Here is a 25,271-nt window from a genome sequence, read left to right as displayed (position 1 = left end):
AAGACCTCGATCGCTGATCCACGACCGCGACGACCACCTGGAACTGGAGACGATCGTCGATGCCGTGGTCCCGGTCAAGGGCCTGTCGGCAGGCCTCGTCGCCGGCCACGCAAGCTGCACGCGGACGAGGGCTACGATTACCCGGCCTGCCGGAAGGCGTTGCGTCGGCGGGAAAATTATCGCCAGGAGCGCACGCTGACCGGTGGACGGCGGGATGGGGGACGGTCTTGGTGGAGCGGACGACGTGTTGCGTGGTCGGGGGTGGGCCGGCCGGGATGATGCTCGGGTTGCTGCTGGCACGTGCCGGTGTCGAAGTCACGGTGCTGGAGAAGCACCGTGACTTCCTGGACGACTTCCGGGGTGACACGGTCCACCCCGCGACCCTGGACCTGCTCGACGCCCTCGGTTTGGGCGACCGGTTCGCGGCGCTGCCGCGCTCCCGGGTCACCGAGGTGGTGTTGCCGGATGAGCGGGGCGGGGTGCAGCGGATCGGGGACTTCGGGATGCTGGGCCGGTTCGGTGTCCGGCATCCGTACATGACGATCGTTCCCCAGTGGGATCTGCTCGATCTGCTCGCCGACGCCGGCCGGGAGGAGCCGACGTTCCGGCTGAGGATGGAGACCGAGGCAATGTCGCTGGTCCGGGCGCACGGCCGTGTCGCCGGCGTCCGGTACCGCGCGGCGACCGGTACCGGCGAGCACGTCGAAGGGGAGATCCGGGCCGATCTCACGGTCGCGTGCGACGGCCGGAAGTCGGTCCTGCGGGCGGCGTCCGGCTTACGGGTGAGCGAGTTCGATGTCCCCTTCGACACGTGGTGGTTCGCGCTCTCGCGCCGTCAGGGCGAGCAGAGCGGTGTGCTGACCCGCAAGGCCGGGCGGGGACGCTTCACGGTGGTCATTCCGAGGCAGAGCTATTTCCAGATCGGTTACGTGGCGCCCAAGGGAATCGACGGGCAGTTGCGCGACCGCGGGATCGGGGCGTTCCGGGACGATGTCGCCGAGCTCCTCCCGGAATATGCCGACCGGGTCGGCGAGCTGGTTTCGATGGACGACGTCAAACACCTCGACGTGCGGCTGAACCGGCTTCGCCGCTGGCACACGGAGGGGTTGCTGTGCATCGGCGATGCCGCGCACGCGATGTCACCGGTCGGCGGTGTGGGCGTCAACCTGGCGACCCAGGACGCGGTGGCGGCCGCGACCCTGCTCGCCGGACCGCTCCGTCGCGGCACGGTCGGCGGTAAGGACCTCGCGCGGGTCCGCAAGCGCCGGCTGCCCGCGACTGTGCTGGCCCAGGCGTTGCAGCGGGTCATGCACGCGGACCTCGCGGGCCCGCTTCGGACGGGGACGTTGGCCGGCCCACCGGGGCCGCTGCTGGCCGCGGTGCGGCGATTCCCGGTTCTGCAGGTCGTGCCCACGTACCTCGTCGGAGTGGGGTTCCGGCCCGAACGGGCACCGGAATTCGCGCGCCGCGCCCCGGCCTGATCGCCGCGTGCGCCCTGCCTGGCCCGAACACGGACAGTGTTGTGAGGTCCCCCTTCGGGACCCGGGGACGGCGGAGGTGGTGCTGAGCGAGCCCGTCCCGGCGATGTACCGGCGGCTCGAAAGCGCGTGCGAGGCCGCACCGGTGTGCGGCCGGTGCAAGCCGCCGCCGACGCGCTGCCAATGGTGCTCGGCACGGTGCCCGACGTCGACCGCGTGCTGGCCGAGCTCGTGCGGGTGCTGCGGCCCGGCGGGCGGCTGCTGTTCTGCGAGCACGTACGCGCCGAGGACCCGAAACTGGAGCGACGGCAGGAGCGTCTGGCGGGGCCGTGGGCGGGGTCGGTTCGTCGGCCTCGGCCCGGTACATCGCGGCCGGTGCGGGCACCACGGCGCCGACGCCGATGATCAGCGCGGCCGAGGCGGTGTCGACGTGGAAGCCGAGCAGCGCCAGGACGCCAACGAACGCCGGCGGGGTGAGCGTGCTCCACACCGCGACCGTGGACTTCCGGATCCGCGGCAACACTCGGCCTGTCTTCACGCCGGCGCTTGAGGTTTCCGCCCGTTCGGGATTTGCGCCTGCTGATGCCGCACTCCGCCGCGTGTCGCTGCTTGTGGATCTTGGGGCCGGAAGCCGGTGGTCGGCCGCCCTTGCACCGGCGGGACCCGCTTCACCGGTGCTGCCGCGCCATCCACTGCCAGACGTGGGTGCCGCCGGTGCTCGGGTCGTTGCGGGCCACGTAGATCCACGACCAGTGGCCCGGGAACTGATGGCCGTTCCAGCTGACGTGGTCGTAGAGCGTCACCGTCGAGCGGGGGATGAGCTCGTGCGCGTGAACGGTGTTGGCCTGCGGGTCCACCGTGTCGTCGTCGCGGGACGCGACCAGCCACGTGGGTGTGCTGATCGCGGTCAGCTCGGCGTCCGGGATCAACGGTGGGCCGCCGGGTTTCCGGGCGGTGACGACTCCGCAAATCGGTACCGAAGCGGCGAACGTCCTGGGGTAGACAGTGGTCATCTTGAGGCTCATGTAGCCGCCGTTGCTGCAGCCGGCGACCAGGACGCGTCCGGGATCGACGGGGCGTGTGCGGATCACGTCGCGGATGATTTCGTGGATGAGCGGGGCGAAGCGGGGACCGTCGTCCATCCAGGCGGAGGTGCTTTGCGGGACGACGACGTAAGCGCCGTCGAAGATCGATTGCGCTTGCCGGGTGGCGAAGCCCAGCGCACCCCGGTTGGCGCGCAGCGTGGTCTCGTTGTCGTAGTAGTCATCGGGCAGCGAAGCGCCTTCGCCGCCGCCGTGGAGCCAGACGATCAAAGGGCGGCGGCCGTGGCGTGACGCGGGGGAGTACAGCCGGTACTTCATCCCCGAACGTGAGGTGTGGTAGGTGAAGGCGTCGGCTTCGGGGTTGGTCAGCCGGCCTTGCGTGAACCCGGTGAGGGTGATCAACTGGCCGTGCCGCAGGCGGATGGGGGCGTTCTGCTTGATGGTGTAGACCAGGTCGAGCCGGACGTTGCGGGCTTTGCCGTCGAGGTAGCCGAGGGTGTTACCGCCGGTCTGGCCTTCGGCGTGGCTCAGCTCGAGCACGATGTCGCCGTGGCGGTCGAGCCGCCCGGCGGTGACGGGCCGGTCGAGGTCGTAGCCGATGTCTTGCCCGCCGGTGTCGATCGGGCTGGTGGCCCTTGCGTGCACGCTGAACGTGCCGGTGGTCAGGCTCGCGGGGTCGATCGGCCCGATCCGGGCGGTCTCGACGGTGAGCGAGGTGATCTGTTCGCCGCCGTCGAGCGTTTCGGCGTTGAGGGTGAAGCCCGTGCTGGCGGTCCGAGAGGCGTGGGCGACGCCGGGCAATGCAAGGCCTGCGGTGACGCCCGCGCCGGTGACCAGCACCGTGCGACGGCTGAACGCTTTCACCATGCGAACTCCTTTGTCCGGGCGCCCCGCATTGTATCGCCGTTCCGGTGCTCGGAAAGCGGTTTCACGGGGCACTGTGCTGTCGCGCAGGGCTCGGTGCCGCGCAGGTGGCCCCGCGTCGTGCGCTCCCCGGTCAGCCGTCGAGATCGGGTGCGGTGGTGCGGGTCAGGCGTGGGTCGGGTCCGCCGCCGGCCATGGTGAGTGCCCCGGCCACGGCGCGGCCGAGCGTGAGCAGGTCGGCGGGCTTCTTCTTGTCCAGGCCACCGATCAGCTGCTTGAGGATCGTGAGCTGGTCGAAGTAGATGCGCTCGGCGATCAGGTTTTCGTCGGCGTCGAACAGGAAGTACGCGGTCATCCGGGTGCGGTGCTTCGAGCCGGTCGGCGGGATCTTGCCGAGCGGGCCGAGGTGGGTGCCCGTGAGCCAGAACTCGACGATGACGGCATCGTGGGCGTGGCGGAAGGCGATGATTTCGTGGTCCTGGTCGGGGAAGGCCACACGGGTGTCGTGGTAGTACCCGCGGACTTCGCGGTCGCCATCGTGGACCGTCATCTGCGCGATGAGTTCGTAGTGCGGGTGCGGGAACGTCGAGAGGGTCGCGTCCCAGTCCTGGCGGACCTCGTCCCGGAAGTGGTCCAGGACGAGCTTTTCGCGGGCGCGCAGCACGTCTTCGGGTGGCAGGGTGAAGCGGGACATCGGAGGACTCCTGTGGGGTCAGCGGTGGGTGAGGTGCCCGTGGGTGGACGTGGTCGCGACTCCTTTATCCACGGTGTGGATTTAGGTACGGCACGTTATACCCACGGTGTGGATTTCGGCAAGGGTGTCCGGCACGATGAACGCCATGAGCACCAGCACCGCGCGCCGGGGCCGCCCAGCCAAGGGCGAGAGCCGGCTCTCCCGCGAGGCGATCGTCCAGGCGACCCTGCGGGTCATCGACGCGGAGGGTGTCGCCGCGGTCAGCATGCGCGCCGTCGGGCGGGTTCTCGGCGTCGACGCCAAGAGCCTCTACAACCACGTCGAGGGCAAGGACGGCCTCCTCGACGCGGTCGCCGAACACCTCCTGGGAACCATTACCCTGCCGGAGCCCACCGGCGATCTGCGCGCCGACCTGCGGGCGATCGCCCACGCCTTCCGCGAGCGGGCGCTGGCCCACCCCGAGGCGGCCTCGCTGGTGCTGACCCGGCAGCTTGGCTCGTTCGAGGGGCTCGTCCCGATCGAGGCGGTCCTGACCGTTCTACGCGCCGCCGGCTGTCCCGCCGAGGAGGCTGTCCACCTCCTCCGAGCGCTCGTGGCGACCCTCATCGGCTCCTTGCTGCGGGAGGTCGACGCCGTGCCGACCTACGGCACCACCGACGTCGCGGGAATCGCCCAGCGCCAAGCGACCCTGGAAGGCAGCGGCCTGCCCTCGGTCGCCGACGCGGCGCCCCACCTTGCCCGGTTCGACGCCGCTGCCGAGTACGAATACGCGGTCGGCCTCGCGCTCGACGCTGTGGTCGCCCGGCTCGGCCGCTGAGGGGCGGGGTCGCCCGGGGCAGCTACGTGATTTCGTTTGTGGCGTTCCGCGTTGTCGAGGAGTTGGTGAGCGGGTGCCTCAGGTTCGGTGCGCTGCCGGGCACCGTGACCGGCCTCGTCGGGAGGTGGATACGGACCGCCGGCCCGCGCCGGGCGAGTTCGGCGAGTGTCGCCGCCAGGTCGACGCGGCCAAAATTTTCCATGCTGGAAAGTTTGCAAAGTTGGAAAGTTTGGCTAGGGTGGCTGTCATGGCGACAGAGGATGGCGGGCTGCGCGAACGTAAGAAGCGGGAGACCCGTCTCGCGTTGAGTCACGCCGCCATCGCGCTCGTGCTCGAGCGCGGATTCGACAACGTGTCGGTGGACGACATCGCCGCGGCGGCGAACGTCTCCGGACGTACCTTCCGCAACTACTTCACCAGCAAGGCCGAAGCCATCGTCGCCGCGCACATCGAACGAGGCCGACGCATCGCCGAGCTACTGCGGGACCGCCCCGCCGACGAACCACTCTGGGACGCACTCATCCACGCAGTCGTCGCGCAGTTCGAGCCGCCGCCCGGCAGTGCCGGCCCACCGGACGACCGGTACTTCCCGGCACTACAGAAACTGCTCGCCGAGCCCGACGTGCAGCACGAGGTGTTCCGCGCACACGCCGCGGCACAGGACGAGCTGACCGTCGCCATCGCCGAGCGCACCCACACCAACGCCACCGACGACCTGTACCCGCAGATCGTCGCCGGGGTGGTCAGCACCGGGCTCGGCACCGCGATGGCGCACTGGACGCGCGACCCCACCCGATCGCTCGTGGCCCTGCTCCACGAGGTCTTCGACCGGATCCGGGCCGGACTGCCCGAACCGCGCTAATCCCGCCACACCAACAAAAGCCCGCTCGACGGGCTACTCGGCATGCCCGAAAACAGAGGAGAGACAACCATGGACGCAGTCATCATCGGCGGCGGACCCAACGGCATGATGCTCGCGTGCGAACTCGCGCTCGGCGGCGTCCGCCCGATCGTGCTGGAACGCTTGACCGAGCCCAGCACGCAACCCCGGTCCAACGGCCTCGTCGGGCAGGTCGTCCGCATGATCGACCGCCGCGGCCTGTTCGAGCGGCTCAGCGGCCGCCCCGGCCCGCCGCAGGCCAACAGCAGCTACTTCATGTTCGCCGCGATGCCACTCAACCTCAGCCTCCTCGAGGACAGTCCCATCCACAACCTTCCGGTCCCGGAGCTGAAGACCGTGCAGATCCTTGAAGAACGCGCCACGGAACTCGGCGCCGAGATCCGCCGCGGCCACGAACTCACCAGCCTCACCCAGGACGCCGACGGCGTCACCCTCACCGTCCGCGGCCCCGACACGGAAACCTACGAGCTGCGGGCCGGCTACGTCGTCGGCGCGGACAGCGCGCACAGCTTGGTGCGCAAGGCTTCCGGCATCGAGTTCCCCGGCGTCACCTACGACCGGACCACCAGCCGTACCGTGCACGCCACCGTGCCGCCCGATTGGCTCGATCCCGCGACCGGCGCGCTGAACGTGCCCGGCCACGGCCCGGTCCTGCCGTTCCTGCCCGTCCGCACCACACGCGGCGGGTTCTCCTACGCCCCGTTGCCCGGCCTCCCACCACTGATCGCCACAGTCGAGTGGGACGAACCGGAAACCGACACGCCCATGACCCTCAAGGAGATGCAGGCCAGCGTCAACCGCGTGCTCGGCACCGACGTCCCGCTCGGCCCGCCACCCGGCGCCGGCCCGCACGTGCTGCGCAGGATCAACGGCGGCAACACCCGGGTCGCCGACCGATACCGGGACGGCCGGGTATTCCTCGTCGGCGACGCGGCGCACGTCTTCGCCGCCGGCGGCACCGGCCTCAACCTCGGCATGCAGGACGCGATCAACCTGGGCTGGAAGCTCGCGGCCGCGATCAACGGCACCGCCGACGTCCTCGACACCTACGAGACCGAACGACGCCCGATCGCCGACCGCGCCATCACCTACTCCCAGACCCAGGCCGCGTTGCTCGCCCCCGGCGACGACATCACCGGCCTGCGCCGGATATTCGGCGAGCTGCTCACCCAACCGGACGTCGTGCGCGCCCTCGCCCAGCTCGTCGCCGGCGCGGACGTCCGCTACCCGGTCGCCGACGACGCCCACCCCCTGGCCGGCTGGCCCGCACCCGATCTCGACCTGCACACTCCCGACAGCACGATCCGCCTCGCCGAACTGGTCCGCCGGGGGAAACCGCTGCTGATCGACCTCACCGAGGACGGCGACCTGCACGCCGACGGCGTCGAGACCGTCCGCGCCACGGCCACCACCGACGTCACCGCGCTCCTGCTCCGCCCGGACTCCTACGTGGCGTGGGCGTCGTCCGAGACACACCCCGACCAGGACGAGCTGCGAAACGCCACCCGGCAATGGTTCGGCGTCCCGGTCAACGCGTAGGAGGCCCGCGCCGGGCCACGAACCCCGGCGCGGCCCCCAGCGACGGCCACAGCATCCGCCGGTCACGGGTGGCCGTGCCGGAGCCGGTCGTAGCGGACCTTCGCCGGCACCGGGTACATCATGACCAGCGGCCCGAGTGCGATCGGCAGTGCGGTGTTCAACCCGGGAACCCACCGGCCGGACCGGATACGCGCTGCCGTCCAGAACGACAACTCCCTGACGTCAGCCGACGGGACTCAGGTCGGGGTGGGCGTGAACCCGGACACCAACAGCGTCGAGGTCAGCGCGGACGTCGTCACCCCAGGGCTGACGGCGGCGGGTCGGCGGTGCGGGTGACCAAGCAGGCGAAGGTGCAGCCAGCGTCCGGCCGCTTCAACGACAGCTCGCCGTACTACGGCGGCGACCGGATCGGCAATCAGACCGGTACCTGCACGTACGGCTTCAGCCTGACGAACTTCCACGGGATCCGGTACGGCATCACCGCAGGGCACTGTTTCGCCGACGGCGCAGGGGTGTCGGTAACCCGGTGGTTCCCCGGCACCGACAACGCCGGTACGGGATACGCCGATTTCGGTCAGGTGAAGTTCCGACGGTACGAGAACAACGCACTGGACAAACGAGTTGGTGGGCAGCGACGTCCAGGACTACGACGGCGTGGTCTGGGTCGACGCCACCCTGCGGGCGGACCCGCCGAGGTGTTGCCCGTCCACGACGCGCAGAACTCGTGCGTCGGGTGCGAGGTGTGGGTTGTGTGGGTCGATGGCTCGTTCACCGGGAAGCGGCTGGTGACGATCAACGGGCACCCGGGTTGTGTGACGAACTTGGAAAATGTCAGGACGTGCGGGATGTGGACGGCGACACCTGCCGACGGCGGCGGCCCCGCGTGCAACCCTGGTGACGGCGGCGGCCCGGTGTTCGCCTACGACGGTCGAGGAGGCATCACCGCCGTGGGCATCATCAGCGCCCGAAGCGGGGCCAGTCTCGTGGTCCTCGATAGTGAGCAGCCGGGCTGCCTGTTCACGGAGGACATCGCGGCATGAACGGGCGTTCGACTGACCGCGAATGGGTCCTGCGACGCCGAGCGATGGTGAGGTCACCGGCGTCGCCGCTGTGAGGGGTTCGACTCCAGCATCAATACCGTCATGTCCAGAAGTCGTTGGTAGTACTCGCGACCACAGGCGTCCAGCTCGGGGATAACCCGAATGAGTCGCTGTTCGCATTCGGCGAGGACGTCCCATCTCCCGTCGTCCAGGAGACCTTGTTGCTCCAGCCAGACGGAGACACAACCGGCTGGGTCCGCATCAAGCATCACCATGTCGAAGCCTTCCACGTCGAAACCCCGCCACCGGCTCGGAAACGTCGCCTTGCTGTGGGTCTCGAAGAGCGTCGTGACTGCTGCCCGCCGACCCGTGAGATCCATCGGCTTCCCCCTTGACTCAAGGGAAGCAATGGTACAGGCGCACGCTCATCGGCATGTCAGGATCTGCCGTGGTTCCGGCCGTGTCAGGGGACAGCCTGAACGGCTCCGCAGGTGGGAGGGACACAGGTGCCGAACCCCGACTCGAACCAGAAGATCGGCCAGGCCACGAACGGCCCGATGGACAGCAGCACGACGGGGGCCAGTGCGTACAACGCGATGACCATGACGGCCTTGAGGATGGACTCGAGGGGCCGGGGGGGCCGACCGGATTCTCGGGGCGATGAGGGCGATGCCGCCCACGAGCACGACAAGGCCGATGAAGATCCCGGCCAGTGCGGGTGCGAGGGTGCTGGATATCCAAGCCAGGGCGGTGAACGCCTCACCGAAGTGGAAGGGTTCGCCGAGTCTGAACCCGCGTAACCCCGCGCCGCAGCCGGCCAGCAGGCCGAACACCGCGGCGGCGATCATCGACAGGACCAGGGCGGGTCGGCCCAGGGAAGACCACTCGGTGGCGGGGATGGGTGGTGTCTGAGACATGGGGACACCTCGCAGTAGATACTCCGTTTCAGAGTATGCCTTTACTCCGAAACGGAGTATCTGGCAAGGTGGGAGGAGGCGGATTTGGCCGACCGGACCAAGAAACTCACCACGGTGTCCTACGGCATCCTGGGTCTGCGCCCGCACACGCCCTACGAAATGGCGCCGCCATGATCACCCACGACTACACGACCGGCGGCGAGCCCTACCCCGACCGGGCGCACATCGTCGGCCTGACCCAGGCATACCGGGTCGGACTGGCACAGATGACCCGGCAGTGGGCGGACTGGGCCGAACAGCTTGACACAGAACGCCTTACGCCGATGAGCGGATGACGCTACCGTGCGCGACCAAAGCGGCATGAGCGGAAGTTCGGAACTCACCGTCGGCCCGCTGCCGGATCGGTGAGCCGGGATCCATGGGAAATGATGGATCGTGCGGCGACCAGTTTCGCGATCGCGAAACAGAGCGGGCCTACCGTCTGCGCGAGTTGGTGGTGCGCCACCCCGATGGTCGCGTCGAGGAACTGCACCGCACCGTTGAGTGCGAGCAGCAGGCCGAGCGGGCGCCAGGCGGGTCATCAGCAGCCAGAGCGTCGCGCCCGGCAACACGACGCCGCGCGCTCGGCACGGCGGGCAACACCGTGGACCAGACGATCATCCGGGCCTATCGTCTCAAGTGACGCCGGGAGGCATGGTGAACGGGTGGCTCGGGCGAGGAATCAATTTCGGCAACGCGCTCGACGCGTTGGGTGACGGTCCGGAGCTGGCGCTCGATGAGCGGCACTTCGACGAGGTGGCCAAGGCCGGTTTCGACACCGTCCGCCTGCCGGTCCGGTGGTCGGCACACGCGGAGGCCGCCACGCCGTATTCGATCGATCCGGCGTTCTTCCAGCGCGTCGACGCGGGCGTGGGCGCGGCACTCGGCCGTGGTCTGCAGGTGGTGGTGAACGTCCACCACTACCACGAGCTCTGCACCGCGCCGGACGAGCACCTGCCACGCTTCCTCGCGCTCTGGCGGCAAATCGCGTCACGCTACGCCGGCCACTCCGGACGGCTCTGCTTCGAATTGCTCAACGAGCCACGCGGTCACCTCACGGCGGACCGATGGAACGCCGTCCTGGCGGAGGCACTCGCCGTCGTGCGTGATGCCGACCCCGAGCGCACCGTGATCATCGGGCCTGCCGAGATGAACAGCCCCGACGCGCTGCCCGCACTCGCCGTGCCCGACGACGACCACCTGATCGCCACGATCCACTATTACGCACCGTTCGAGTTCACCCATCAGGGCGCCGGATGGGTTCCGGGGGCGGAGCGATGGCTCGGCCGCACGTGGGGGGACACCGCCGACGAGAACGCCGTACGCGATGATCTGGCCAAGGTCGCGGCGTGGGGACGGAAACAGCGGCTTCCCCTGTTCATCGGCGAGTTCGGCGCCTTCTCCGAGGCTGACATGTCGTCCCGCGCGCGGTGGACGGCCTTCGTACGAGCCGAAGCCGAGCGCCTCGGCATGAGCTGGGCCTACTGGGAGTTCGGCACGGACTTCGGCGCCTTCGACCTGGAGCTCGCCGCCTGGCGCGAGCCGTTGCGACAGGCGCTTCTCGACGACCAGGACCCCACCGCCGGAATCCTGCAGTGAACGGACGCAACTCCACGTCTGGCGGCCCGGCAGTTCGGGACGGGGTCTGAGGAGCTTCGGGGACTGGCCGGCTCAGACAATGTTGCGAGGCCGTGCGTCAGCCGCATCACCCTCGCCCGCATCGCCGAAACAGCCGGCGTGGAGGCGCGGGTGAGCGGGAAGAAGCGTCACTTGGTCGTTGCCGCCGCCTCGGACCACCGAGCAGTCGTGCGAGTGGCAACCCGGAAAGGCGGACGAGATGAAGATTCAGCGCAAACTGATCGCGGCGATGTCGACGGGGCCTGCTGGACGTCGGGATGACCGCCTTGGGCGCGGGTGTCGCGCAGGTCCGCGGCTCCTGCCATTCGGCCGAGAATAACCGCAACTGAATGCCGGAATGTGCTCGGAGGCCGTTCGGCAGCCACCGCGACGGAGTATTGACAGCCTCTTCGCGGCGGCGGTTAGCTAGGCTGTCTCCCGCTGGGTTTCTTCGAGGAGAGTGCGCATGACAGCGCTCGGTCCGGATGCTGATCCGCTCGCCACAATCGGGAAACTCCGTCGCGATCGCGGCGCGGTGTTCATCAGGCGCCGGGGTGAGATCTATGTTTCCGATCCGGTTCTCGCGAAAGCAATACTGGCGAACGACAAAGGACATTTCCTGGAACATTCCGATTTCTTCCGGATCAGGACGGGAACGTTCGCACCGCGGTCCGCGCAGGTCGAAATCGGGCGGGCGGCACGGGTGCTGCTGCGGCGGTACACCCGCGACCACGCGGACGAACTCCCCGCGCTCGTCGCCGGTCTGGCATCGGGGAGTGTCTGGCCGGACGCGGGAAACCGCCTTGTGTACGAACATTTCCGCCCGGCACTGATCGGTGCCACCCCTTCGGCCGCGTTGCGCGAGACAGTGGACCAGGTCGTCGAACGCGCGGTGCTGGCCGGGGCGCGCGACCGTTACTCCCGGCTCGCCCGCCACCGGTACCGCGTCCGCGTCGCCCGGATCCTGGGCGCGGAACTCGTTGCCCGGCGGGCCCGTCGCCTGGGTGAGCCCGCCGACCTGCTGGACGTCGTCGCCTACGCGGCCACCTGGCGCACCCGGGCTGCCGACCTCGCCGAGGTGTTCCTCTCCTGCCTGTTCGCGGTCGCCGGTTCGGTCGGTTTCCTGCTCGGCTGGTCGCTCTACCTCGTGGGTACGGCGGGCACCGGGCCGGCGCACCCCGCGTGGGTGGTGCGCGAAGCTCTGCGGCTCTGGCCGGTGGCGTGGCAGTTCGGCCGGATCGCCAGCCGGGAGCACCGGCTCGCCGCGGTCACCGCGAAGCCGGCCGACGAGGTCGTTGTTTGCAGCTATCTCGTGCACCGGGAGCCCGCGTATTGGAGCGAACCGGACGAGTTCCGGCCGGATCGGTGGGCTTCGGGCGCGGGCCAGGAGGCGTTCATCCCGTTCGGCTGGGGACCGCACGCCTGCGCCGGCGCCGGTGTCGCGACGCAGGTGACCGAGACGCTGGTCGGGCTGATCACCTCGGCCTACCGGCTCGGCGTCGCCGCCCCATCGCCTCGGCCCCAGGTCTCGGCGGCGCTCGCGCCACCGCGGTTCCACCTGCGGCTGGATCCGGTTGCCCGGCCCGAGGGGAGGTGAACCCAGTGTCGAAGATCTTCCGCGCCGCCCTGTCCGCGCTGAACATCCGCAGGTCCGACAGCAAGTATCGCTGGTACTTCTACCACAACATCTGACCGGCCGGCGGGAGCGGGCCGCGTCCGGCCCGCTCCCCGTCCACAGCGACCCGGAGTACCGATGGACACGGATGTGCTGCGCGACCTGCGCGGGCCGAGCGCGGCCGCGGGCGGGGTGTTCTGGCAGACCGAGCGGCAGCTCATGGTGTTCGACGCCGATGCCGCCGCGCAGGCCAACGCCGACAACTACGCCGACCTCACCTTGCCCGACCGCCTGCGTGACCTGGTGCTGCGCCGGCCGAGCACCCCGGTTTCCTGGAAGCGCGTGCGGTCGGCCTGGCTGGCGCAGCTGCGCACGCTCTCCGGCGAAGACGGCCTGGCGGCACTGGACGCCCGGATGGACTCGCTGCTGCGCGCGCGGACCGGAGTGTCGCTGAACCTGCCATGGCTCGCGCACGAGGTCAGTTTCCGTTCTCTGCTCCCGATCGTGCTCGACGGCCTCTCTCCGGCAGACCGCGCGAAGATCAGCGAGGACGCGATCGCGAAACTCGCCAGGCTGATGGGGGAGGCCGAGGAGGACCCGCCGTGGTGGCGATCCTGGCGGCCCGTGTCGATCCAGGTCAAGGCCGGGCTGGTGGTCCGCCGCGAACTGCGCCGCCGGGCCCGAGACGCCGGTGCGGCGCGGGCGGACCTCACGCAGCCGATCACCGCCGGCCTGCTCGGCGAGCTCGGCATGGACCGGGCCGTCGACGCCGTCACCGCCGTGCTGACCGCGATCGCCGGCCCGCCTGGCGCGGCCGCGGGCTGCGTGATGTACGAACTGGTCAACCGGCCGGACTGGGCAGACCGCCTCGCCGCCGAGTTCGCCTCGGTGCGCACCGCCGAGCTGTACCGCTCCGGTACCCGGTGCGCGCCGGTGGCCCACCGCTTCGTGAAGGAAGTGCTGCGGCGCTGGACCTCCCCGACGATGCTGACCCGCAGCGTCCGCACCCCGATCCGGGTGGCGGGGCACGACCTCGCGGTCGGCCAGCACTTCGTGCTCAGTCCCGCGATGGTGCACCAGGACCCGAGACACTGGCGGGATCCGGACGTGTTCGACCCTGACCGGTGGCTGTCCGGCGCACCCCACGGCCGGCATTACGTGCCGTTCGGCTGGGCGCCGACCGCCTGCGTTGGCGCCGGGCTCGGCCTGTGCCAACTGGTGCTGCTGTGCCGCCTGTTGTGTACCACCTTCCGGATCGAACTGCCGGAGGCGGCCACGCCGACGATGGCGATCGGCCCGGTCCCGCTGCCACGCGGCTTCGACGGCCGGCTGTCCGTCCGGGACCGGCGGCCGGCTGCGCGCAACGGCTGAGGGGTGCCCGCAGCGCGCGAATCCGTGCACGATTCGGCGAACCGGCTAGGCGGCAGTGTCGGTCCACGACATGGACCAGGCGCTGGTGTCGACGGTGGCGGCGACGGCCGCGGTGGTGGTGACCGCCGCGACGCCGCCGAGCAGGATCATCGCCGTCGCGGCGACGATGCCCGACCGCCGGATGCGGCGTGGCGATGCGTGCATGGTGGGCTTCTTGTCCGGTCTGGCGGGAAAGGGTGACCGGGTTAGGCGTCGACGATCTGCCACTGCTGGTTGGTGCCCGTGTTGACGGCCCAGGCGATCACGCGGGCGCCGTCGCCGGCCGAGCCGCCGTCCACGTCCGCGCAGAGGCCGGTGCGGACGTTGACGAGCCGGTAGTAGCCGTCACCGGTGTCGGCGAGCTTCCACCACTGGTTGTCGCTGCCGGTGTCCTGCGACTGGTCCAGCTGGGTGCCCTGCCCGGCTCCGGCCGGGCTGTCGAGGAGCCGGCCGCTGTTGCGGTTGACCAGGCGGACCGAGCCGTCCGGATTGGACAGACGCTGCCACTGCTGGTTGGCGCCACCGGACCAGGTCCACTGGACGACTTTGACGCCGTCGGCCGTTCCGCTGCCGGTGACGTCGAGAACCTTGCCGCTGCGCCGGTTGACCAGCCGCACGTACCCGCTTTGCTGGGGCTGGGAGAGGGAGACGGTGATGTCGGTGTGCTGGTTCGCGGTCAGGGAAACAACTCTTGCGTTGACGCCCAGCGGCGATGTGGCGACGGGCGCCGTCGTCGTCACGGACGCCATGCCCCGGCGGCTGATCAGCGTGACGTCCTGGTCGATCGCCGACGTCACGGACAGCGTGGCCGCCCGGGCGGACAGGTCCCAGCCGAGACTGTGGACCCGGATCCGGCCACGCGCCCGCACGCCGGTGATCGAGCCCTTGGCCAGTTGCCCGGGCAGGGCCGGGAGGATCTCCAGCACGCCCGGCCGGGAGTAGAGCAACGCCTCGGCCAGCACACCGGGTATCGCGTGGGCGGCGTCGGCGTTGTAGGTCTGCAGGTTCGGGTTGTGCGACGTCATCAGCGACCGGAAGATCATGGTGTTGCCGATGATCTTGCGGAGGTTCGCGTAGACCTTCCCGCCGTCCTTCAGCCGGGCGGCGGCCAGCGCCCTGTGCAGGCTCCCGTGCGCGGAAAGGTTCTCGTCGCCGCGCAGTTCCAGCGCCCGCAGCGCGGGTGCGACCAGCTCGGGCCGGGTCTCGGGGTTGATCTCGTGCAGCGGCCAGGCGCCGTACAGGTGCTGGACGTGCCGGTGGTTGTAGTTGTCGTTGAGGCTCGGCCAGGACCACTCCGCCAGGGCGTTGTCCCCGTTGATCCGGTACGCGGGCAGTTTCCCGAGCAACGCCGTCCAGCGCTGGACGCCCTGGCCGCTGCCCTGCTCCACGCCGAGCGCGTTGGCCGCGGAAATGGCGGCTTGGAGAGCGTGCTTGCCGGCCATGATGTCGCCGGTGGCGTTGATGGACAGCAGCACGCCGGTGTTGCCGGGCGCGTTCTCCATCGAGAACGACGGGACGAACACGACTTTGCCGCCTCCGTCGGTCCGGGTCAGGAAGTCCTCATAGAACAGTGCCAGTTCCATCAGCGCGGGGCCCAGCTTGTCCCGCAGGAACGCCTGGTCGCCGGCGACCTCCCAGTACTCGACGAGCGGGTAGAGCAGCCAGTCGGCGCCGCCGGTCCAAGTCTGGCCGGGGAAGCCGCTGTCGAAGTGGAGCATGTGCCCGTACTCGCCGTCGGTACGGGACGGGGCGAGGAAACCGCGGGCGCCATAAAGGTTTCGCGCGTTGGTGCGCCACTGGGCGAGCTGACCGAGGATGAGGGTGAAGTAGCCCTGCATGGCCTCCGGGGTGTCCAGGATGTTGCCGCCGGCCACCTGGAGGTTGATGTTGGCGTCGGTGGTGAAGTCGTCGGCCCAGGCGCCGGTCCACGTGCCGGTCCAGATCCCCGTCAGCCGCGGCGGCAGGACCCCACTGGAACTGATGAACAGGTACCGCCCCGAGTCGTAGAGCCGCTCCAGCAGCGCGATGTCGATGACGCTCCGGTTGTTGTTCTGCCGGGTGATCAGCTGGCTGACCGGCAGTGCCCGGTCGGCGGCGGAGACGTTGAGGTCCAGCCGGGAGCGGTCGTACCAGGCGGTGTGGATCACGGTGTGCCGGGCAAGCAGCGCGGCGTAGTCGGTGCCGACCGCGGCCAGCGCCGCGTGCAGCGGCTGGGAATCCCACGCGTTCGGTGTCTCGTACCGGTCGAGCTTGGTGAGCAGCAGCAGCCGCGTCGCTCCGGACACGACAATGGTGGCCCCACTTGCGGAGACGGTGCCCCCGGCCGGGACGACGCGCGTGACGCCTTCGTAGCCGAACGCGCCTTGCCCGGCGGGGTAGGTGCCGCGCAGGTTCAGGTAGCCGGAACCGTTGCTGACGGTGGCCCGGGTCGTGAAGCCCACGCTGCCGGGCACTCCGTCCAACGCGGTGTTGACGCTCAGCGTCGCGTCGATCGTCCGGCCGGGCGCCGGCGTCAGTTCGTGGACGATCACGCGGTCGGCGCGGGAGACGAACGCCCGGCGGGTCCACGTGCCGTTGCCGTCGGTCCAGCCGGCGGTGACCTCGCCGGTGCGGAAGTCGGTCACGCGGCTGTAGTCGTTGGCCGTGGTCATGGCCGGCGTCGCGATCCGGAGCTCGTACGCCGGGTGGTAGGTCTGGGTCCAGCGCAGCGACCAGCCGGCCGCGAAGTCCCGGTTCGCCCCGGCGTAGTCACCGGCGAGCGCCTTGTCCCGGACACCCTGCAGACGTCCCGAAATCACCGGCGGGGTCAGCGATCGGGAGCCGTTGGGCAGGACGAGCCGGTGGTAATTGAAGATCACCTTCTCCAGCGTCGGCACGCCGTACAGGGTGGCGCCGTACTCGCCGTTGCCGGTCAGGAAACCGTCCGTCCATGACGTGGCGGGGCTGGTGTCGTAGATGCCTCGCTCGGGCAGGGTGATCTGTGGCGGTACGGCCGCCGCTGCCGCGCCGGACAGCAATCCTCGGGGCAGTGCGGCGGCCCCGGCGGTCAGCGCGGCGGCGGTGAGGAAGCGCCTGCGGTCGACGGGCAGGTCCATCACGCAAACTCCTTTGTCCGCCGGCTGTCCCTCGTCGCACTTCGTCATGTCCTGACCGCAGGAGGATCAGAACATGTGATGGATTTTCGACTGTTGACCTCGCCGGTGTCCATACCCGGAATCGCGGGCGGGACCAAATGCCGCCGAACAGCTCATAACTGACCGGCATTCGATGGCAAGGATGCAGCCCGGGCATCTCTCCGGTTACAAGACATATGATGTCTCGCTACCGCAAGCGCACGCACGTTCCGGGGCGACCGAAGCAGGGAGAAGCTGAGCAAGCATCTGCGAGCACCACGAACCGCCCGGCTGCCAGGGCAGCCGTTCTTCGAGATTTGATCAGGTGAGCCTGGCTCGGTGGTGGTACCAGCGGGCGCGGCCTTGATGACGGCGGCGCCACCATGACCAGTACAGGTAGTGCTCGGTTGAGTGCCAATCCCGGGTGGCCAGGTTGAACAGTTTCTTGACCTCGACCACGGCGCAACTCGGCGCGTGCCCGCAGGTAGCTTTCGAGGATGCGGGGCCGGGCCTGCGCCAGCAGGTCCCACGAGCCGCGGGTGGGGCTGGGTACCTGCCGGTTGAACGCGAAGGTGGTGAACGACGACGCCGCCGGCACCCCGAGTTCGCGGGCGGCGACCGCGCCCCACGGGCAGGCGCTGTCGTGGACGATCAGCTGGGGCCGGACGCGGCTCAGGTCGGCGAGCACAGCGGGCAGCAGCTCGACGGTCGCGCCGGCGAGCGCCGCCACCAGCCCGACCGGCGTCGGCGGGTCGGGAAGCGGATGGTCACCTCCCGGGTAGAAGCACACGTTCGCGCCGGCGGCCTCGATCTCCGCCCCGGGTGAGTCCCGGGGGTAGCACGACCAGGGTGCGTGTCACGAATCCGGTCGCTCGCCGGTCCTCCCCGTGACCCCCTCCACCGCCAAGGATCGGACTCGTCATGAGCACGCACACCCGGCTCCAGACCGTGGGGCAAGTCATGAGGCCGCCGACGACGATCGAACCGGGCGCCCACCTCGCCGCGGCCGCCTACGTGATCGAACACCGGCACGACCCCGCGCTCGTGGTGGTGTCGGACGACACCCACGAGCCGGTCGCCATGATCACCGACGCCGAGATCACCAGGGCGGTAGCGCACCGCCGGGACCTGGAGAACACCCGGGTCAGCGAGGTCGCCAGGAGGAAGCTGGTGCCCGTGCGAGCCGATGCCGCCGCCGAGGACGCGGCCAGGCTGATGGTGTCCCAGGGGGTCCACCACCTGCCGGTCGTCGACGATTACGGGCTGGTCGGGATGGTCGACCTCCACGATCTGTACCGGGTGAGTTTCCCGGCCCCCTGATCAAGGCCCGTCAGGGCATTACAGTTCGCCTGGTGGTGATGTCGAGCGGCGATCCCCGGCGCGGGCTGCGTGGGCGGCGTGACGAGTGTGCGGTGCTGGATCGGCTGCTCGCGGACGCCCGGTCGGGCCGGAGCCAGGTGCTCGTCCTGCGTGGCGAGGCGGGAATCGGCAAGTCCGCGCTGGTGGACCACCTCGTGGAGAACGCGGCCGGCTGCCGGATCGCGCGCGCCGCCGGCGTCGAGTCGCAGATGGAGCTGGCGTTCGCCGGGGTACACCAGCTGTGTGCGCCGATGCTGGAGGTGCTCGATCGGCTTCCGGCCGCGCAGCGGGCCGCGCTCTCGGTCGCGTTCGGACTGAGCTCGGGAAGCGCGCCGGACCGGTTCCTGGTCGGGTTGGCGGTGCTCAGCCTGCTGGCCGAGGTCGCGGAGGACGAACCCCTCGTCTGCGTGGTGGACGACGCCCAGTGGCTCGACCGGGTGTCCGCGCAGACGCTGGCCTTCGTCGCGCGCCGGCTGCTGGCCGAGCGGGTGACGATGGTGTTCGCGGTCCGCGCACAGACGCTCGGCCCCGGCGACGATCCGCTGGTCGGGTTGCGAGAGTTGGTGGTCGGGGGCCTGCGCGACGACGACGCGCGGGCGCTGCTGGACTCGGTCCTCCTGGGCCGGGTCGACGAGCGTGTCCGGGACCGGATCGTCGCCGAGGCCCGCGGCAATCCGCTGGCCCTGCTGGAGCTGCCGCGCGGGTTGACGGCGGGGGAGCTGGCCGGCGGGTTCGGGCGCCCGGACGCGGGGCCGCTGGCGAGCCAGATCGAGCAGAGCTTCCTGCGCCGCGTCGTGTCGCTTCCGGCTGAGACGCGACGGCTGCTGCTGGCGGCGGCCGCCGAGCCGGTGGGCGACGTGGCGCTGCTGCGGCGGGCGGCCGAGCGGCTCGCCGTCGGCGCGGACGCGGCAGGAGCGGCCGAGGCGACCGGGCTGATCGAATTCGGAAGGCGGGTGCGGTTCCGGCATCCGCTGGTCCGCTCGGCGGTGTACCGCGCGGCGGACCCCTTCGAACGCCGAGAGGTGCATCGCGCGCTCGCCGAGGCGACCGATCCCGGATCCGACGCGGAACGCCGGGCCTGGCACCGCGCCCAGGCGGCGGCCGAGCCGGACGAGGAGTTGGCGGAGGAGCTGGAGCGGTGCGCCGGCCAGGCCCAGGCTCGCGGCGGGGTGGCGGCGGCAGCCGCGTTCCTGCGGCGCGCGACGGGCCTGACGCCCGATCCGGCCAGGCGCGGGGCGAGAGCGGTGGCCGCGGCCGAGGCCACCTTCGAGGCCGGTGATCCCGACGCGGCTCTGGAGCTCATCGCCGCCGCGGAGCTCGGACCGCTGGACGAGCTCCAGCACGGCTTGCTGGCTTGGCTCCGCGGCCGGATCGCGTTCGCGCGCCGACGCGGTGGCGAAGCCATGCCGCTGTTGCTCGACGCGGCCGGGCAGCTGGCCGGGGTCGACGACGGACGAGCGCGTGAGGCGTACCTCGAAGCCATCGGATCAGCGGTTTCCGCCGGCCGGCTGGGCGAACCCGGAGCACTGCGGAAGATCGCGGAGGCCGCCCGGGCCATTCCGCCGGGACCGCCGCCACCTCGGCTGGTGGACACCCTGCTCGACGGCCTGGCCGCGCGGCTCGTCGAGGGCTACGTCCAGGGTGCTCCGTCCGTGCACCGCGCCCTGGTGACGTTCCGGCGGGAGGCCGGGAACCAACCGGACGAGACCATGCGCTGGCACTGGCTGGCCTGGCTGGCGGCCGCGGACATGTGGGACGACGAGACGTGGCACGAACTGGCCACCCACGCCGTCCGCGGGGCACGCGAAAACGGCGCGCTCAACTTCCTGCCCCTGGCCCTCAACTACCGCGGGGTCGTGCATGTGCACGCCGGAGAGTTCGAGGCGGCCGCGGCTCTCGTCGAGGAGAACAACGCGATCCTGAAGGTGACCGGCAACTCGTACCTCGCCTACGCCCGGCTTCTGCTCGCAGCGTGGCGTGGCGATGCGGGGAACCCGGCGGTGCTCAAGGCCGGAGTCGAGTGGGCGAGCACCTGGAAAGAGGGGCGAACGATCGCCGCCCGGCACTACTTCAACGCGTTGCTGTACAACAGTTTCGGTCAGTACCAGGCCGCCCTGTCCAGCGCTGAACAGGCGTGTGAGCACGAAGACCTGGGGATCTTCGGGTTCTCCCTCGCCGAACTGGTCGAAGCGGGCAGCCGTGCCGATGCCCCGGAAGCGGCCGCGGCCGCGCTCGACCGGCTAGAGGAACGCGCCACCGCGAGCGGCACCGACTGGGCTCTCGGCGTGCTGGCCCGGTCGAGAGCGCTGCTGAGCGACGGCGCAACCGCGGACCGGCTCTACCGCGAGTCCATCGAGCGCCTCGGCCACAGCCGGGTCGCCGTCGATCTCGCGCGCACCCACCTGGTGTACGGCGAGTGGCTCCGGCGCGAGAACCGGCGCCGCGACGCGCGCGAACACCTGCACACCGCCCACGAGATGCTGCGCCGATTCGGCGCCGAGGCCTTCGCCGAACGCGCTCGCCGCGAACTCCTGGCCACCGGCGAGTCGGTGCACCGGCGCACGGCCGAGGCGCGGGTCGTCCTCACGGCACAGGAAACCCAGATCGCCCGCCTCGCCGGAGCGGGGAAGACGAACGCGGAGATCGGCGCCGAGCTGTTCATCAGCCCCCGCACCGTCGAATGGCACCTGCGCAAGGTGTTCACCAAGCTCGGCGTCGACTCGCGCAAGCAACTCCGCGAGGCGGCTGCCAGCCGCTGATGTCACAAACCCGGTCCTCGGTCCGGTCCTGGTTGTCGACTCGGGACAGGAGCGTGAGATGAGACATCGGCCAGAAGAAAACCCGCCTATCGTCGTCGGCGTCGACGGATCGTCATCGGCCGCCGGCGCCGCCCGGTGGGCCGCACGCGAAGCCGCGCGCCGCGGCGCCCCGCTGGAGGTGATGACCCGCGCTCATGAAGCGGTACCGCTGCTGATCGCCGCGTCGCGCCGCGCCGCGCTGCTCGTCGTCAGTGACCGCGGCCTCGGCAGAGTCGCCGGACTGACCGCGCACGCGGAGTGCCCGGTCGTCGTCGTGCGCGGGGAGCAGCCGTCCGGCAACGACGGCCCGGTGGTGGTCGGCGTCGACGGCTCGCAGCTCAGCGAGGCGGCACTGGCGTTCGCCTTCGAGGCAGCGGATCTGCGTGAAGCACTGTTGATCGCGGTGCACGCCTGGTCCAGCAGCGCGCTCGACGGCGGCCTGGTGCCGTTGCTGAGCTGGGACGACGTCGAAACCGGCGAGCACCCGCTGCTCGCCGAATGGCTGGCGGGCTGGAGTGAGAAGTACCCCGATGTCGTGGTGCAGCGGGTCGTGGTGCGGGACCGGCCCGCCCACGCGGTGATCGAGCAGGCCACCGCCGCCGCGGCCCGGCTGGTGGTCGTCGGATCGCACGGCCGGGGCGGCGCGACCGCGCTCGGCTCGGTCAGTCAGTCAGTGCTGCACCACGCACCCTGCCCGGTCGCCGTCGTCCGTCCGGAAAGGACACTGCGATGAGTGCGCTGAACCGCCAGGAGCACCGGGCGCTGCGGGCCATCGAGAAGAACGTGGAGGCCGACGACCCGGAGCTGGCCGAACTGCTTGGTTCCTTCGGGGGCGTCGCGGTGAGACGGCTGCACCGGTACGCCGGGTGGGCGGCGGGGCCGCTGCTGCTGCTCGGCGTCGTCGTGGGCGACGCGGTGCTGCTGCTGACCGGCGTGGTTTTCGCGACCTGGGCCGTGCTCGGCTGGACCGCGCGGGACGTCAGCTGACCCGGTTCGCCGTGCGCAACTGCCGGCGCGACGTGATGCCCAGCTTGGCGAACACGGTGCTCAGGTGCCATTCGACCGTGCGGGGGCTGATGAACAGCCGTGCCCCGATTTCCGGGTTGGTCAGCCCTTCGCCGGCCAGGCGGGCGATCTGGGCTTCTTGAGGCGTCAGGCTCGCCGGCGCCCGGGTGGCCGGCTTGCGCACGGTCGCCCCGGTCGTCTCGTACTCACGTCGTGCGCGCTCGGCGAACGCCTCGGCTCCGATCTCGCTCAGCAGCTCGTGGGCGAGGCCGAGCTGTTCCCGCGCGTCGAGGTTGCGGCCCGCGCGACGCAGCCACTCGCCGTGGAGCAGGCGGAACCGGGCGGCCTCCATCCGCACCCCGGCCCGGTCGAGCCGTTCGACCGCCTCGCGGTACAGCTCGTCGGCCTCGCGCCCGTCGCGCACCTGCGCGGCCACCCCCGCCGCGGTGCCCAGCGCCCAGTCCGTGCCGCTCGCCCGGGCCAGCAAGTCGATCCGGGCGGCCGCCGCGGCCGCGTCCGCCGGCCTGCCGGTCCGTGCCGCGGCCTCGACCAGCTCGACCGTCGACCCGATGGACAGCCCCAGCTCCTGCGGGTACGCCGAACCGCGTCCGGCGGCGGCGTACGCCTCCTCGTGATGTCCCATGCTGTTGTGCAGGACCGCGGCCGCCCAGCCGGTCGCGGTCAGCACCTTTCCCTCGCCACGCAGGAGCATGTCGTGGGTGATGACGTCGATCACCCGGCGGGTCTCGGCTTCGCCGCCGCGCCACGGTTCGAGCACCAGCACGCCGTAGTGGGCGAAGAAACCGCTGCCGGTCGCCTCACCGATCGCCGTGGCTTCGGCCACGAGCGCGGCCGCCTCGGCGAGATCCCCGGCGTAGACCCGGTTCGACAGCCGCAGCAGCAGCGCTGACGGCAGCACGGACAACGCACTCGTGTCGCGGGCCAACTCGACCAGCCTGGCGGAGAGAACGGACCAGGTGTCGAACTCCCAGGCGGCGTGCGCCAGGCGGCAGGCGAGAGGGAGCCAGCCCAGCGCCTCGTCGTCGGCGAGTTCGGCGTCGCGGATAGCCGCCAATGCCTCCTGCACCAGCGGCACACCGATCGGGTAGCCGTCGACGGTCATCCGGGCCAGGCCTTCGAGGAGCAGGCCGGTTCGCGTCGCGTCCAACGCGGGCGCCATGGTGAGCGTGGCCCTGGCGACCTTCTCGATGGCTTCGTCGCCCGGCATCCGGCCCGCGGTGAGCGCCGCGTAGATCGCGTCGCGGTAGGTCTCCCTGGCCAGGCCGGCGTCGAGCGGTTCGAACTGTTTCGCCGCGTCGAGCAGCACCGGCAGGCCGGCGCTGGCGCTGCGGGAGGCGAACACGACCTGGCCGCGCAGCAAGGTCGACTGGGCGCGGGCGAGGTCGTCGAGGGGGCTCAGCTCGGCCGCGTCGAGCAACGCGAGCGCCTCGCCGAAGGCCCCGGCCTGGTGCTTGGCCTGTGCCGCCGCCAGCGATCGGGCACCCCGGCGGGCCGGGTCGGGGGTGAGCTGGGCGGCGCGGGCGAGGAATGCCGCCGCGGCCGCGACGCCGCCGCGTGCCCGCGCCTGGTCCGCCGACCGTTCCAGTTCGGCGGCGACGGACTCGTCGAGGCCCGGGGTGGCGCAGGCCAGGTGCCAGGCCCGGCGGTCCGGGTCGGCCCGGGCGTCGGTCGCCTCCGACAGCGCCCGGTGCACGGCCTGGCGGTCACGGGTGGGCGCCGCGCGGTAGGCCGCCGACCGGACCAGGGGGTGCCGGAACCGGACCCAGGTGTCCAAAGTGAGGAGTCCGGCTGCTTCCGCGGGGGCCGCCGCGTCGTCCGCCGCGAGCCCGAGGCGCTGCGCGGCCCGCCGCACCAACGTGACGTCGCCGCCCGGCTCGGCGGCGGCGATGAGCAGCACCCGCTGGGTCTCCGCCGGCAACGACCGGACACGGCGGAGAAATCCCTCCTCCAGCCGGCCGGCGAGGGGCCGGGCGTCGGGACTGCCGAACCCGCCGGCCAGCTCCGCCGCGGTCAGGGTCCGCGGCAGTTCCAGGAGGGCGAGGGGGTTGCCGCGGGCCTCGGCCAGGATCCGGCCCCGGATCCGCTCGTCGAGCGGTCCCCGGGCCGCCGAGTCCAGCAGCACCCCGGCGTCATAGCCGCTCAGACCCGCCACCTCGAGCCGCGGCAGGGTCGTCAGCGCGTGACCGGCGCCCGGGTCCCGCATCGCGAACACCAGCGCCACCCGCTCGGCGAGGAGGCGGCGCGCGACGAAGACGAGGATCTGGGCCGAGACCTGGTCCAGCCACTGGGCGTCGTCGACGAGGCAGACGAGCGGTCGTTCCTCGGCCGCTTCGGCGAGCAGGCTCAGTACCGCCAGCCCGACCAGGAACCGGTCCGGCGGCGGCGCCGCGGTCATGCCGAACACCGTCCCGAGTGCCTCGCGCTGCGGGTCGGGCAGCCGGTCGGCGTGCTCCAGGAACGGCGCGCACAGCTGGTGCAGCCCGCCGAAGGCGAGCTCCATCTCGGACTCGACGCCGGCGGCCCGCCCGATCCCGCAGCCGGTCGCGTTCCGCCGCACGTACTCCAGCAGCGCCGTCTTGCCGATGCCGGCCTCGCCGTGCACCAGGACGGCCGCGCTCCGGCCGCCCCGGACACCGGCCAGGAGGTCGTCGAGGGCTTCACATTCGGTTCGCCGCCCGACGAGGGTTTCCGGCGATCGGCTGTTTCTCATCATGTCTCCATGAGGAGACTACTGGGACCAGCGGGTTTCTTCCGCGTGACATTGGCCGCGAGGCTGAGGTCACGCGCCCCAATGTGGCGTTGGTTGCGTCCAACGCACCGAACGCCACATTGGGTGCGCTGGACGCACCGAACGCCACTGTGAGGATGTGGGGGCGAGGTCACCGGTCCGGTTTGACTCGGAACGCCACCGACCGTGGTGTCTGGCCAATGATCTGTCGGCCGGTCCGGTGACCCCGCTGTGCCTCACCGGGCGCGGGGTTTGTGACCTGATAGGAGCCTG

Annotated in this window: 23 protein-coding genes and 1 pseudogene; 17 read left to right on the top strand and 7 right to left on the bottom strand. The window is 70.8% G+C overall.

Annotated elements, in window-relative coordinates; all coding sequences use genetic code 11:
• Positions 1–55: 55 nt before the first annotated feature.
• The 3 genes and pseudogenes from AB0M82_RS35465 to AB0M82_RS35455 form a co-directional block, all read left to right on the top strand.
• Positions 56–162, top strand: a pseudogene (locus tag AB0M82_RS35465) (IS5/IS1182 family transposase); the annotation flags it as partial.
• Positions 163–227: 65 nt separating this feature from the next.
• The gene (locus AB0M82_RS35460; RefSeq protein WP_364731595.1) at positions 228–1,481 is read left to right on the top strand and encodes an FAD-dependent oxidoreductase; all 1,254 of its coding nucleotides are present in this window, start codon (positions 228–230) and stop codon (positions 1,479–1,481) included.
• A 153-nt stretch (positions 1,482–1,634) separates the two neighbouring features.
• Positions 1,635–1,883, top strand: coding sequence for a methyltransferase domain-containing protein (locus tag AB0M82_RS35455; protein ID WP_364731593.1), 249 nt, complete (start codon positions 1,635–1,637; stop codon positions 1,881–1,883).
• Between the two features lie 263 nt (positions 1,884–2,146).
• Here the strand turns inward: AB0M82_RS35455 and AB0M82_RS35450 are convergent, their stop codons facing one another.
• Both AB0M82_RS35450 and AB0M82_RS35445 read right to left on the bottom strand, forming a co-directional pair.
• Positions 2,147–3,388: a PHB depolymerase family esterase gene (locus tag AB0M82_RS35450; RefSeq protein WP_364731590.1), complete on the bottom strand. Its 1,242-nt coding sequence runs from the start codon at positions 3,386–3,388 to the stop codon at positions 2,147–2,149.
• A gap of 130 nt (positions 3,389–3,518) precedes the next feature.
• A complete protein-coding gene (locus tag AB0M82_RS35445; protein ID WP_364731588.1) occupies positions 3,519–4,079 on the bottom strand; it encodes an ester cyclase in 561 nt (186 codons plus the stop codon).
• Positions 4,080–4,224: 145 nt separating this feature from the next.
• Between AB0M82_RS35445 and AB0M82_RS35440 the strand changes: the two genes are divergently transcribed.
• The 4 genes from AB0M82_RS35440 to AB0M82_RS35425 all read left to right on the top strand — a co-directional run bounded on the left by AB0M82_RS35440 (position 4,225) and on the right by AB0M82_RS35425 (position 8,376).
• A complete protein-coding gene (locus tag AB0M82_RS35440; RefSeq protein WP_364731585.1) occupies positions 4,225–4,896 on the top strand; it encodes a TetR/AcrR family transcriptional regulator C-terminal domain-containing protein in 672 nt (223 codons plus the stop codon).
• Positions 4,897–5,143: 247 nt separating this feature from the next.
• The gene (locus AB0M82_RS35435; RefSeq protein WP_364731584.1) at positions 5,144–5,758 is read left to right on the top strand and encodes a TetR family transcriptional regulator; all 615 of its coding nucleotides are present in this window, start codon (positions 5,144–5,146) and stop codon (positions 5,756–5,758) included.
• Between the two features lie 69 nt (positions 5,759–5,827).
• Positions 5,828–7,336 carry an FAD-dependent monooxygenase gene (locus tag AB0M82_RS35430; protein ID WP_364731582.1) on the top strand — a complete coding sequence of 503 codons (1,509 nt, stop codon included), beginning with the start codon at positions 5,828–5,830 and terminating at the stop codon, positions 7,334–7,336.
• Between the two features lie 350 nt (positions 7,337–7,686).
• Positions 7,687–8,376, top strand: a complete 690-nt coding sequence (locus AB0M82_RS35425) for a hypothetical protein (RefSeq protein ID WP_364731579.1) — start codon at positions 7,687–7,689, stop codon at positions 8,374–8,376.
• 53 nt (positions 8,377–8,429) lie between these two features.
• Here the strand turns inward: AB0M82_RS35425 and AB0M82_RS35420 are convergent, their stop codons facing one another.
• Together AB0M82_RS35420 and AB0M82_RS35415 are read right to left on the bottom strand one after the other, a co-directional pair.
• Complete coding sequence (locus tag AB0M82_RS35420; protein WP_364731577.1) at positions 8,430–8,756, bottom strand: hypothetical protein; 327 nt, start codon at positions 8,754–8,756, stop codon at positions 8,430–8,432.
• 83 nt (positions 8,757–8,839) lie between these two features.
• Complete coding sequence (locus tag AB0M82_RS35415) at positions 8,840–8,980, bottom strand: hypothetical protein (RefSeq protein ID WP_364731575.1); 141 nt, start codon at positions 8,978–8,980, stop codon at positions 8,840–8,842.
• A gap of 483 nt (positions 8,981–9,463) precedes the next feature.
• Between AB0M82_RS35415 and AB0M82_RS35410 the strand changes: the two genes are divergently transcribed.
• The 5 genes from AB0M82_RS35410 to AB0M82_RS35390 all read left to right on the top strand — a co-directional run bounded on the left by AB0M82_RS35410 (position 9,464) and on the right by AB0M82_RS35390 (position 13,935).
• Positions 9,464–9,628, top strand: a complete 165-nt coding sequence (locus AB0M82_RS35410) for a hypothetical protein (protein ID WP_364731572.1) — start codon at positions 9,464–9,466, stop codon at positions 9,626–9,628.
• Positions 9,629–9,711: 83 nt separating this feature from the next.
• Entirely contained in the window at positions 9,712–9,975 is a 264-nt protein-coding gene (locus tag AB0M82_RS35405; protein ID WP_364731570.1) for a hypothetical protein, read from the top strand.
• An 11-nt stretch (positions 9,976–9,986) separates the two neighbouring features.
• Complete coding sequence (locus tag AB0M82_RS35400) at positions 9,987–10,931, top strand: glycoside hydrolase family 5 protein (protein WP_364731568.1); 945 nt, start codon at positions 9,987–9,989, stop codon at positions 10,929–10,931.
• A 484-nt stretch (positions 10,932–11,415) separates the two neighbouring features.
• Positions 11,416–12,546, top strand: coding sequence for a cytochrome P450 (locus AB0M82_RS35395; RefSeq protein WP_364731566.1), 1,131 nt, complete (start codon positions 11,416–11,418; stop codon positions 12,544–12,546).
• 156 nt (positions 12,547–12,702) lie between these two features.
• A complete protein-coding gene (locus AB0M82_RS35390) occupies positions 12,703–13,935 on the top strand; it encodes a cytochrome P450 (protein WP_364731564.1) in 1,233 nt (410 codons plus the stop codon).
• A gap of 45 nt (positions 13,936–13,980) precedes the next feature.
• Here AB0M82_RS35390 and AB0M82_RS35385 read toward each other — a convergent pair whose 3' ends face one another.
• Both AB0M82_RS35385 and AB0M82_RS35380 read right to left on the bottom strand, forming a co-directional pair.
• Positions 13,981–14,139, bottom strand: a complete 159-nt coding sequence (locus tag AB0M82_RS35385; protein ID WP_364731561.1) for a hypothetical protein — start codon at positions 14,137–14,139, stop codon at positions 13,981–13,983.
• Positions 14,140–14,180: 41 nt separating this feature from the next.
• Positions 14,181–17,069: an RICIN domain-containing protein gene (locus AB0M82_RS35380; RefSeq protein ID WP_364731682.1), complete on the bottom strand. Its 2,889-nt coding sequence runs from the start codon at positions 17,067–17,069 to the stop codon at positions 14,181–14,183.
• Positions 17,070–17,662: 593 nt separating this feature from the next.
• Here AB0M82_RS35380 and AB0M82_RS35375 point away from each other — a divergent pair.
• The 5 genes from AB0M82_RS35375 to AB0M82_RS35355 all read left to right on the top strand — a co-directional run bounded on the left by AB0M82_RS35375 (position 17,663) and on the right by AB0M82_RS35355 (position 22,231).
• Positions 17,663–17,869, top strand: a complete 207-nt coding sequence (locus AB0M82_RS35375; protein WP_364731559.1) for a hypothetical protein — start codon at positions 17,663–17,665, stop codon at positions 17,867–17,869.
• Between the two features lie 139 nt (positions 17,870–18,008).
• Positions 18,009–18,407 (top strand): CBS domain-containing protein, encoded by a 399-nt coding sequence (locus tag AB0M82_RS35370; RefSeq protein WP_364731556.1) that lies wholly within the window; start codon positions 18,009–18,011, stop codon positions 18,405–18,407.
• A gap of 38 nt (positions 18,408–18,445) precedes the next feature.
• The gene (locus AB0M82_RS35365; RefSeq protein ID WP_364731679.1) at positions 18,446–21,205 is read left to right on the top strand and encodes an AAA family ATPase; all 2,760 of its coding nucleotides are present in this window, start codon (positions 18,446–18,448) and stop codon (positions 21,203–21,205) included.
• A gap of 58 nt (positions 21,206–21,263) precedes the next feature.
• Complete coding sequence (locus AB0M82_RS35360; RefSeq protein ID WP_364731553.1) at positions 21,264–21,977, top strand: universal stress protein; 714 nt, start codon at positions 21,264–21,266, stop codon at positions 21,975–21,977.
• On the top strand, positions 21,974–22,231 hold the full coding sequence (locus AB0M82_RS35355; protein ID WP_364731550.1) for a DUF3040 domain-containing protein: 258 nt from the start codon (positions 21,974–21,976) through the stop codon (positions 22,229–22,231). The genes AB0M82_RS35360 and AB0M82_RS35355 overlap by 4 nt, the downstream gene beginning before the upstream one ends.
• Here the strand turns inward: AB0M82_RS35355 and AB0M82_RS35350 are convergent.
• Entirely contained in the window at positions 22,224–24,980 is a 2,757-nt protein-coding gene (locus AB0M82_RS35350) for an AAA family ATPase (RefSeq protein WP_364731547.1), read from the bottom strand. The two genes, AB0M82_RS35355 and AB0M82_RS35350, sit on opposite strands and share 8 nt — an antisense overlap.
• Between the last annotated feature and the right edge of the window lie 291 nt (positions 24,981–25,271).

This window comes from Amycolatopsis sp. NPDC051128, assembly GCF_040682715.1.
In the GTDB taxonomy this organism is placed as follows: domain Bacteria; phylum Actinomycetota; class Actinomycetes; order Mycobacteriales; family Pseudonocardiaceae; genus Amycolatopsis.
This window is presented reverse-complemented; position numbering and strand designations above follow the sequence as displayed.